This window comes from Shewanella sp. Isolate13, assembly GCF_022398325.1.
Taxonomy (GTDB): domain Bacteria; phylum Pseudomonadota; class Gammaproteobacteria; order Enterobacterales; family Shewanellaceae; genus Shewanella.
In genome coordinates, this window is the sequence record NZ_JAKEVD010000024.1 from 13344 (window position 1) to 23816 (window position 10473).

Annotated in this window: 8 protein-coding genes; all 8 read left to right on the forward strand. The window is 45.9% G+C overall.

What is annotated here, in order from left to right; all coding sequences use genetic code 11:
• Nucleotides 1-46: 46 nt before the first annotated feature.
• Nucleotides 47-907 carry a F0F1 ATP synthase subunit gamma gene (atpG, locus tag L1D44_RS14980; RefSeq protein ID WP_220768891.1) on the forward strand — a complete coding sequence of 287 codons (861 nt, stop codon included), beginning with the start codon at nucleotides 47-49 and terminating at the stop codon, nucleotides 905-907.
• A gap of 35 nt (nucleotides 908-942) precedes the next feature.
• Entirely contained in the window at nucleotides 943-2319 is a 1377-nt protein-coding gene (atpD, locus tag L1D44_RS14985) for a F0F1 ATP synthase subunit beta (RefSeq protein WP_239891877.1), read from the forward strand.
• Nucleotides 2320-2350: 31 nt separating this feature from the next.
• On the forward strand, nucleotides 2351-2779 hold the full coding sequence (locus L1D44_RS14990; protein ID WP_239891879.1) for a F0F1 ATP synthase subunit epsilon: 429 nt from the start codon (nucleotides 2351-2353) through the stop codon (nucleotides 2777-2779).
• A gap of 479 nt (nucleotides 2780-3258) precedes the next feature.
• Nucleotides 3259-3615, forward strand: a complete 357-nt coding sequence (locus L1D44_RS14995) for a DsrE family protein (protein WP_239891881.1) — start codon at nucleotides 3259-3261, stop codon at nucleotides 3613-3615.
• Nucleotides 3616-3743: 128 nt separating this feature from the next.
• The gene (gene glmU, locus L1D44_RS15000) at nucleotides 3744-5108 is read left to right on the forward strand and encodes a bifunctional UDP-N-acetylglucosamine diphosphorylase/glucosamine-1-phosphate N-acetyltransferase GlmU (protein WP_239891883.1); all 1365 of its coding nucleotides are present in this window, start codon (nucleotides 3744-3746) and stop codon (nucleotides 5106-5108) included.
• 264 nt (nucleotides 5109-5372) lie between these two features.
• Nucleotides 5373-7505 (forward strand): TonB-dependent receptor, encoded by a 2133-nt coding sequence (locus L1D44_RS15005; protein WP_239891884.1) that lies wholly within the window; start codon nucleotides 5373-5375, stop codon nucleotides 7503-7505.
• Nucleotides 7506-7682: 177 nt separating this feature from the next.
• Nucleotides 7683-8453 (forward strand): DeoR family transcriptional regulator, encoded by a 771-nt coding sequence (locus tag L1D44_RS15010; RefSeq protein WP_239891885.1) that lies wholly within the window; start codon nucleotides 7683-7685, stop codon nucleotides 8451-8453.
• 96 nt (nucleotides 8454-8549) lie between these two features.
• Nucleotides 8550-10379, forward strand: coding sequence for a glutamine--fructose-6-phosphate transaminase (isomerizing) (gene glmS / locus L1D44_RS15015; protein WP_239891886.1), 1830 nt, complete (start codon nucleotides 8550-8552; stop codon nucleotides 10377-10379).
• Nucleotides 10380-10473: the final 94 nt, after the last annotated feature.

Consider the following 10473-nt stretch of genomic DNA (forward strand, 5'->3'; position numbering starts at 1 on the left):
TTTAGAGGTGCCTCTGGCGCCTCAGGTCCAGAATTGGAGAGTAAAGATGGCCAACGCTAAAGAGATTAAAACCAAGATCGCGAGTGTTCAAAACACTCAGAAGATCACGTCTGCAATGGAAATGGTTGCCGCGAGCAAAATGCGTAGAGCACAAGATCGCATGGCTTCTAGTCGTCCATATGCAGAAAATATGCGTAAGGTGATCGGTCACGTGGCGCAAGGTTCTCTCGAATATAAGCATCCATATTTGGAAGTGCGAGAAGCTAAGCGTGTTGGTTACATTGTTGTGTCAACCGACCGTGGTCTTTGTGGTGGTCTGAACGTCAACCTTTTCAAGAAGGTTGTCGCAGACGTGAAGAAGCAGCGTGAAGCTGGTGCAGAAGTTGAATTCTGTACAATTGGTGCACGTAGTGCGCAATTCTTCAATAGCTTTGGCGGACAGGTTTCTGCTTCTGCTTCAGGTTTAGGCGATGCTCCAAAGCTAGCCGACTTGATCGGAACAGTGCGTGTGATGCTAGAAGCATACAACGAAGGCAAGCTGGACCGTTTGTATGTAGTATTCAACAAGTTTGTGAATACTATGACTCAAACCCCAGTGATCGAGCAGCTGCTACCTTTGCCTAAGTCAGAAGAAGATGAGTTTACTCATCAATGGGATTACATCTACGAGCCAGATCCAAAGCTATTGTTAGATACTTTGTTGGTTCGTTTTGTTGAATCTCAGGTTTATCAAGGTGTTGTTGAAAACATTGCATCTGAGCAAGCGGCCCGAATGGTTGCTATGAAAGCTGCAACAGACAACGCTGGTGAACTTATCGGTGACTTGCAGTTGGTCTATAACAAAGCCCGTCAGGCTGCGATTACGCAAGAACTTTCGGAAATTGTTTCAGGTGCTGCCGCCGTTTAGGCTAGGTAACGAATACAAGTTTTAGAGGATTAATCATGAGCACAGGTACTGTTGTCCAAGTAATTGGCGCGGTTGTGGACGTAGAGTTTCCACATGATGCCGTACCTCAGGTATATGACGCTCTAGAGATCAAAAGTGAAGGCTTGGTGCTGGAAGTTCAGCAGCAACTTGGTGGTGGTGTAGTTCGTACCATCGCTATGGGTTCTTCAGACGGTCTGCGTCGTGGCCTAGAGGTTGTAAACTCTGGTTCACCAATTACTGTTCCGGTTGGGTCTGCGACCCTAGGCCGTATTATGAACGTATTGGGTGAGCCTGTTGATGAAGCGGGTCCTATCGGTGAAGAAGATCGCTATGTGATCCACCGTGAAGCTCCTTCATACGAAGATCAGTCAAACACCACTGAACTTTTAGAGACTGGTATCAAGGTTATCGACCTTGTATGTCCATTCGCTAAGGGTGGTAAAGTTGGTCTGTTTGGTGGTGCTGGTGTTGGTAAGACCGTTAACATGATGGAACTTATTAACAACATCGCTAAAGCACACTCTGGTTTATCAGTATTTGCCGGTGTAGGTGAGCGTACTCGTGAGGGTAACGACTTCTACTACGAGATGGAAGATTCTGGCGTTCTAGATAAAGTGGCCATGGTATATGGTCAGATGAACGAGCCTCCAGGAAACCGTCTACGTGTGGCACTGACTGGTCTAACTATGGCCGAGAAGTTCCGTGACGAAGGTAAAGACGTTCTTTTCTTCGTTGATAACATCTATCGTTACACCTTGGCGGGTACTGAAGTATCTGCACTGCTAGGCCGTATGCCATCAGCAGTAGGTTACCAGCCAACATTGGCTGAAGAGATGGGTGTACTTCAGGAGCGTATTACATCGACTAAGACAGGGTCTATTACCTCTGTTCAAGCCGTATACGTACCTGCGGATGACTTAACGGATCCATCACCAGCAACAACCTTCGCTCACTTAGATGCGACTGTTGTATTGTCTCGTAACATTGCTTCGCTAGGTATTTACCCAGCGGTTGACCCATTGGATTCGACTTCACGTCAGCTAGATCCACAAATTGTTGGTCAAGAGCATTATGATGTTGCTAGCGGTGTTCAAACCGTACTTCAGCGCTACAAAGAGCTGAAAGATATCATTGCGATCCTAGGTATGGATGAATTATCTGATGAAGATAAGACAACTGTATTCCGTGCTCGTAAGATTGAAAAATATCTTTCTCAGCCATTCTTCGTAGCAGAAGTATTCACCGGTTCTCCAGGTAAGTACGTTTCTCTTAAAGACACTATCCGTGGCTTCAAGGGCATTCTAGACGGTGAGTTCGATCACCTTCCAGAGCAAGCGTTCTACATGGTTGGTTCAATCGACGAAGCCGTTGAGAAAGCTAACAAAAAATAACTAAGTCTCTGACTTAGTTTAAGGAGAACGGATGGCAGCCATGACAGTACAACTTGATATGGTAAGTGCAGAGAGTCATATCTTTTCTGGTCGAGTAGCTCAGCTACAAGTAACCGGAACGGAAGGTGAGTTAGGTATTATGCCTGGCCATGCTGCTCTGCTAACAAGTATCAAACCTGGCATGGCGCGCATCGTCAAGCAAGATGGAAAAGAAGAAGTGTTTTACCTTTCAGGTGGTATCTTGGAAGTACAACCTTCTTCAATTTCAGTATTGGCTGACGTCGTTATGCGTGCCGATGAGATTGACGAGCAAGCCGCTGCTGAAGCTAAGCTCCGTGCAGAAACCGCTATGGCGGGTGCTGGCGCTGACTTCAACTATGCAGCTGCAGCGATTGAGTTAGCTCAAGCTATTGCTCAATTGCGCGTAGTCGAGACCATCAAGAAGAACATTGCCAGATAAGGTTATTGTTTGATGAAAAAAGCGCCCTAGGGCGCTTTTTTTGTATCTAAAAGAAGGTCCTAGGAAAAGCGAACAAAGGTTCTAGGTGCTAGGAAAAACAAAAACGAACGGCCTGCGACCTAGGGTACGTGATGGCGTCACTTACGGAACGCTACGCTAACGGAAAAGATGGTTCTAGGTTCTAGAGAAAGCAGGGGCGAACGCTTCGCTGACGGACAACGGAACGCTCGCAAGCTCACTCACGGAAAAGACGAAAAGATCAGAGCATATAAAAATCAAAATGAAAGCTAGGGGGGTTAGTTGATGCTAGAAGCTAGTATGCTTTTCCGTCTTAGTTCTAATTCGGCTTCATCCGTCTCTGCCCATTCCCATTTCGTCTTTGCTAATATCTAGATTTATCCTTGAACGTGATCTAAGTAAGCATCCTTATCTCATTTGAGTGCTACCCTCCGACATTCATTTATGCCAGAGACTTCCCTATGCAACACGTACTGATTATCGTCAATGATGCCCCTTATGGTTCTGAAAAGTTGTTCAATGCGCTTCGTTTAGCCATACAGCTCAATGAGCAAGACTATTCACCCGTTCGAGTGAGCCTATTCTTATTGTCTGATGCGGTGACTGCCGTTTTACCCAATCAAAAGCCTGCCGAAGGGTATAATATCCAGCAGATGCTAGAGATTGTTATGGCGCAAAAGACGCAAGTAAAGTTTTGTGGTTCCTGTATGCATGCTCGCGGCCTAACCGAGCTTGAAGTGATAGCTGGTTGTGAGATGGCGACCATGGATGATCTTGTGCAGTGGGTGCTGGTGGCGGATAAAACTATTACCTTCTAGTATTGCATCAGTTACAAGTCGAGTCGCTTTTGCTAGGTATATAGCTTAAAATCGGCACTCAAATATAGACCTCATTTTTAACTTTAGCTCAAATACTAGCTTAAGCATTAGCTCAAGGATATAAACCGATGGCACTGAATGTAGTGATTTTGGCCGCAGGCAAGGGAACCCGCATGCGCTCAGATCTTCCAAAAGTTCTTCACCCAATCGCTCATAAGAGCATGGTTCAGCATGTAATCGATACTGCACATCAAGTGGGTAGTGACGCTATCCAGCTAGTCTATGGTTATGGTGCCGATAAGTTACAAGCAAAACTGGGTGAACAGCAGCTAAATTGGGTGCTACAAGCTGAGCAATTAGGTACGGGGCACGCTGTTGCACAGGCAAACGATAATATTGCCGATGATGATACCGTGCTGATTCTTTATGGTGACGTGCCTTTAATTCAAGCATCAACACTTGAAGCATTACTTGCTGCTCGTGAAGAGAATGGCTTGGCTATCTTGACAGTTAACCTCGTTAACCCAACAGGTTATGGTCGCATCGTACGTGAGCAAGGTAAGGTCGTAGGTATTATTGAGCAAAAAGATGCCAATGCTGAGCAGCTTGCCATTAATGAGATTAACACTGGCATTATGGCGGCGCCGGGTAAGCAGTTGAAAGCTTGGCTTGGTCAGTTATCATCGGATAATGCTCAGGGCGAATACTACCTTACCGACATCGTGGCGATGGCGCATAACGATGGCGTGGCGATTACCACTGCACAGCCTGAATCGGCGATTGAAGTCGAAGGCGCAAACAACCGTGTACAGTTGGCACAACTTGAACGTGCTTACCAAGCACGTGCTGCAGAGAAACTCATGCTTGAAGGGGCAAACCTGCGCGATCCTGGCCGTATCGATATTCGCGGTGACGTTACCGTAGGTATGGATGTGATGATCGACGTGAACGTGGTTATCGAGGGCAGCGTGACTATCGGTAATAATGTAACCATTGGCGCTGGCGTAATTCTTATCGATTGTGAGATTGCCGATAACGCGGTAATTAAGCCATATTCGATCGTTGAGAGCGCTAAAGTTGGTGTCGATGCGAGTGCTGGTCCTTTTGCGCGTTTACGCCCAGGTGCAGAGCTTAAAGAAGATGCCCATATCGGTAACTTCGTTGAGATGAAGAAAGCAGTACTAGGTAAAGGCTCTAAGGCAGGACACTTAGCCTATATTGGCGATGCGACTATAGGTTGTGGTGTTAATATTGGTGCGGGTACCATTACCTGTAACTATGATGGTGCTAATAAGTTCCAGACAGTTATCGAAGACAACGTGTTTGTTGGTAGTGATACCCAGTTAGTGGCACCTGTGACTATAGGTAAAGGTGCTACTCTGGGAGCGGGTTCGACTATCACTAAAGATGTGGCGGCAGACGAGTTGGTCATTACCCGTGTTAAGCAGCGTCATTTGACTGGCTGGGCACGACCCGTTAAGCAGAAAAAATAAAGATTAATTATTACAAAAAAGCGGCTCTATAGTCGCTTTTTTTGCTTTTTATTTAACCATTTGTCTAGGTGTTTACTGCATTGGATTAAGGCTATAGGGTTGATACTTATTGATGCATTTGTGTGTGTTAGTGTTGCTCGGTACGAGTAATTTTGAAGTGCGTCACTAGCCACTGTAAAGAAGTGTAAAGAAACTTAAATAAAAATAGTTCTCATTTATATTGCGACTCAATTAATACATTCATGTGTCATTTTGAGGTTGGATATGTCTGTTGGGACGTCATTTAAGTTTTCTCGTTTAGGGCTGGCAATCGTTGCTGCACTGGCTTCATCATCAGCGCTGGCAGAGGATGCAAGTGTTGACTCTGCTATTGTGGCTGAGCCGAATATCGAGCGCATTAGCGTTACTGGTCGTAGCTTTAACGATTACAATGTTGGCTCATCTTCAGGCGCTATGCGCGGCGATATCGACATCCTAGACACACCTCAATCTGTCACTGTCATTCCTGATTTCGTTACCGATGAGCAGTTAGCTACTAACCTTTCAGAAGTGCTGGTTAATGACTCGAGCGTGACAGGTGGCTCTGAAAAGTGGAACCGCCAAGTATTCAACATACGTGGTTTTGAGCTCTCTTCAGGTTCAGGCTTCTTGATCAATGGTCAGCAACAGTGGTCTCACTACGTACAACCTATTGAAACACTACAGCAAGTTGAGGTGCTAAAGGGCCCATCTAGCATGCTTTATGGCCAGTCTGGTCCTGGCGGACTGATCAACATGGTGACTAAGAAGCCGACCTATGAAACCATGCTTGATATTGGCTTCGATACCGATGAGCACGGCTCGACACGTTTCCAACTCGATGCTGGCGGTAGCTTAAACGAAGCCGAAACTATTCGTTACCGTACAGTGTTAGTTAAGCAAGACACGACCTACTGGAGAGAGTACCAAGACGGCACTAATCAAGAGCGTGATCGTTGGTTAGGCTATTTAAACTTAGAGTTTGATATTACCGATGATCTAATGTTGTCGCTTAAGTATGACCACACTCAAGACAAGACGGGTATCGACCGCGGTGGTTGGCTAGACAGCAACGGCGAGTTAATTGGTGGCCGTGACATTATCTGGGATCAGCCATGGGCATTCACAGACAACACTATCTCTAACTTAGGTGCCGAACTTACTTATCACCTAACAGATGATTGGAAAGTGAAAGCTGGTTATAACGACCAGCAGTTTAACCGCCAACGTTTAGATTCTTCTCCATCATTGATTAGTGGCTCTGAAGATCCATTTACCGATGGCTACTATGTCAGCCCATTTGACCGTTATGATGATTGGCAACATAAGACAGGTTTTGTTGATTTTACTGGTAACTTCTACACAGGTGAGATAGAGCATCAACTGCTTATTGGCGCTAACATGCTGGACTACTACTATGGTCAGCTAAAAGAGTCGGGTGAGAAGAATCAAGTTGTGATGCCAGGCCAGCCTATGCCTAAGCCAGATCTAGATTACAACCGTGACCAAACTAAGTATGAGAGTGAATACAAGCATTATGGCTTCTATGTTCAAGACTTAGTGACGATTACCGATGAATGGCAAGTGCTTGCAGGCGTTCGTTATGACGAGCAGAAGAAAGACGGTGCGGGTAACAACAGCTACGCGATGTCGCCTAAGTTTGGCGTGATCTACTCACCTGCTGATAATGGTAGCATCTACGTAAACTACTCTAAGAGTTTCACTCCTCAAGGCATCGTAAACAATGTTGACGATGTTAACGATGGTAAAAACCTAGACCCAGAGTACGGCGAGCAGTATGAAATTGGTACCAAGTGGGAGCTGTTTGATGGCAGCCTGCTGTTAACCGGTGCGGTATTTGATATCACAGTATCAAATGTGACGGTAACTGAAGAGATCGAAGGTAGCAGCCAAACTATTACGACTCAATCTGGTGAGCAGCGCCATAAAGGTTTCGAGATGGGGGCACAGGGTCAGGTAAGCGATAGCTGGTTTATGACAGGCTCTATGATGTACCTAGATGCTGAGTATCTTCGTCCTGAAACAGATAGCCTAAACGGTAAGACACCAGTCGATGCGCCTGAGTGGTCGGCAAACGTTTGGACACGTTATGAGATGACCGATGACTTAGCGCTTAACTTTGGTGCCATCTATGTGGGTGAGCGTTTTGCTAATACCAGTAACACCATTAGCAAAGACGGCTATGTACGTTTCGATATGGGCGCCGCATATACTATGGATGTGATGGGGAGCGATGTCAGCGTGCGTGTAAACGTGAAGAATCTATTTGATAAAGATTACCTAGCCGGTGGCACCAACACTGACGTGACCGTTGGTGAAGGTCGTCACTTTAGCCTAGCATTGGAAGCTAAGTTCTAAAACTAAGCCGTAAATATAGGCTTCAAGTCTAGTTCGTATTAAAAGCCTCAACCTTAGGGTTGGGGCTTTTCTTTGCCTGAAATATCTCTCTTTAACGATTTTAAAGGTACAAAACTGGCAATTAAGTTTCGTTTCACTATAATGCTTCTTTCGAAACGAAACTTAATGAAAGGTTTTATGAATAAACGAAACACTCAACAGCGACGTCATAGCATTATTAGCCTGCTTAATCAGCAAGGTGAAGTGAGTGTTGAGGAGTTATCCTTACGTTTCGAAACCTCTGAAGTCACTATTCGTAAAGACTTAGCCACTTTAGAGAAAACGGGCCTATTGTTACGCCGATACGGTGGCGCCGTCGCCGTGCCTGATGAGGTGACTCAGCAGTTCTCCGCCAAGATAGCTCCCAACAAGTTATCTATCGCTAAGGCGGCCGCTGAACTGATTAAAGATCATAACCGCATCATTATCGATAGCGGCAGTACCACATCAGGTTTAATCGGCGAGCTCAACAATAAGCGTGGCTTATTAGTGATGACCAATTCACTTGCACTTGCCAATTCAATTCATGAGCTTGAAAACGAGCCGACCTTATTGATGACTGGCGGGACATGGGATCCGCACTCTGAGTCCTTTCAAGGTCAGATTGCCGAGCAGGTATTGCGTTCCTACAACTTCGATCAGTTGTTTATTGGTGCAGACGGTATCGATCTTGAGCGCGGCACCACAACCTTTAATGAGCTTACAGGCTTGAGTAAGGTGATGGCCGAGGTATCGCGAGAAGTGGTGGTGATGCTCGAATCAGAAAAGCTGGGTAGACGTATACCGAATCTAGAGCTGCCTTGGAGCAAGATCAGCGTATTGGTAACCGATGATAAGTTACCAAGAGACGCGCTAGAGACTATTTCTAACCATGGGGTGCGGGTCATTCTTGCACCTTATGCTGGGTAACTATTACAAGCAGGCTGCTTGTTTAAATTATCTCGTTTCAAATTTAAATTTTAACTTTCAGTTTAACTCTCATACAGAGAGGTTAGGTAACTAAATATGTGTGGAATCGTTGGCGCTGTAGCGCAAAGAGATGTGGCAGAAATTCTGGTTGAAGGCCTAAGACGCCTCGAATACCGTGGTTATGATTCTGCTGGTGTCGCGGTATTAAATAATGGTGAGTTAAATAGAACTCGTCGCGTGGGCAAGGTACAAGAATTATCTGCAGCATTAGAGGCTGCACCTCTTGCTGGTGGCACGGGCATCGCGCACACACGTTGGGCAACCCATGGTGAGCCGAGCGAGCGTAACGCCCACCCGCATCAGTCAAATGGCGATATCGCGGTTGTTCACAACGGTATTATTGAAAACCATAACAAGCTACGTGAGATGCTCAAAGGCTTAGGTTACGTGTTTGAGTCAGACACCGATACTGAGGTGATCTGCCACTTAGTACATCATGAGTTAAAGACTCACAAGACCCTACTTGCAGCAGTTCAAGCAACGGTAAAACAACTTGAAGGTGCCTATGGCACAGTGGTTATCGACCGTCGTGATAGCGAGCGCATGATCGTGGCTCGCTCCGGTAGCCCACTAGTTATCGGTTATGGTCTTGGCGAAAACTTTGTCGCTTCTGATCAGCTAGCACTACTACCTGTCACTCGCTCTTTTGCTTTCCTAGAAGAGGGTGATGTTGCCGAAGTGACTCGTCGGACCGTGAACATCTATGATGTTGACGGTAATGCAGTTGAGCGTGAGGTTAAAGAGTCGGAAGTCACTCATGACGCCGGTGATAAAGGTGAATACCGTCACTACATGCTAAAAGAGATCTACGAGCAACCAACGGCAATCGCCCGTACGCTTGAAGGTCGTATCGCTGCTGGCAAAGTATTAGATACTGCCTTTGGTGATAACGCTGCTGAATTCTTAAAAGATATTAAACACGTACAGATCATCGCCTGTGGTACCAGTTACCATGCGGGTATGGCTGCACGTTACTGGTTAGAAGATTGGGCTGGCGTATCTTGTAACGTCGAGATCGCGTCAGAGTTCCGTTACCGCAAGTCGCACCTGTTCCCTAACAGCTTGCTTGTGACCATTTCACAGTCTGGTGAAACTGCAGATACCTTAGCGGCAATGCGTTTAGCCAAAGAGATGGGTTATAAGGCAACATTGACTATCTGTAATGCTCCTGGCTCTTCATTAGTACGCGAATCAGATATGGCGTACATGATGAAAGCGGGCGCAGAGATTGGTGTTGCATCGACTAAAGCCTTTACCGTGCAGTTAGCGGGTCTGTTAATGCTGACCTCTGCTATTGGCCGTTACAACGGTATGTCTGATGAGATGCAAGCCGAGATCAGCCAAAGCCTGCTTTCAATGCCAGCTAAAGTAGAGCAAGCACTAGGTCTTGATGATGCGATTGCTGAGCTTGCCGAAGACTTCGCCGATAAGCACCATGCACTATTCTTAGGTCGCGGCGATCAATATCCAATCGCGATGGAAGGCGCCCTTAAGCTTAAAGAGATCTCGTATATTCACGCAGAAGCTTATGCATCTGGTGAACTTAAGCACGGCCCATTAGCGCTTATCGATGCTGATATGCCAGTTATCGTGGTTGCGCCAAACAATGAGTTGTTAGAGAAGCTAAAGTCTAACGTCGAAGAAGTGCGTGCTCGTGGCGGTCTGATGTATGTGTTTGCCGATAAGGATGCCGAGTTTGAGTCAGATGACACCATGAAGGTGATCCCGGTTCCTCATTGTGATGAGTTTATGGCACCGCTTATCTATACCATCCCACTACAACTGCTTTCTTATCATGTTGCCTTGATTAAGGGCACTGATGTGGATCAGCCACGTAACTTAGCGAAGTCAGTAACTGTTGAATAACTGAATAGCTTAGAATATAAGTTTTGTCGTAGTACAATAAAGTTTGATCAGATACAATAAAGTCTGTTCATATACAATAAAGATTGATCGTTTT

Bases quoted from the DNA above. Each gene is read 5' to 3' on its own strand.
- atpG (WP_220768891.1), top strand. From the start codon at position 47: ATGGCCAACGCTAAAGAGATTAAAACCAAGATCGCGAGTGTTCAAAAC.
- atpD (WP_239891877.1), top strand. From the start codon at position 943: ATGAGCACAGGTACTGTTGTCCAAGTAATTGGCGCGGTTGTGGACGTA.
- L1D44_RS14990 (WP_239891879.1), top strand. From the start codon at position 2,351: ATGGCAGCCATGACAGTACAACTTGATATGGTAAGTGCAGAGAGTCAT.
- L1D44_RS14995 (WP_239891881.1), top strand. From the start codon at position 3,259: ATGCAACACGTACTGATTATCGTCAATGATGCCCCTTATGGTTCTGAA.
- glmU (WP_239891883.1), top strand. From the start codon at position 3,744: ATGGCACTGAATGTAGTGATTTTGGCCGCAGGCAAGGGAACCCGCATG.
- L1D44_RS15005 (WP_239891884.1), top strand. From the start codon at position 5,373: ATGTCTGTTGGGACGTCATTTAAGTTTTCTCGTTTAGGGCTGGCAATC.
- L1D44_RS15010 (WP_239891885.1), top strand. From the start codon at position 7,683: ATGAATAAACGAAACACTCAACAGCGACGTCATAGCATTATTAGCCTG.
- glmS (WP_239891886.1), top strand. From the start codon at position 8,550: ATGTGTGGAATCGTTGGCGCTGTAGCGCAAAGAGATGTGGCAGAAATT.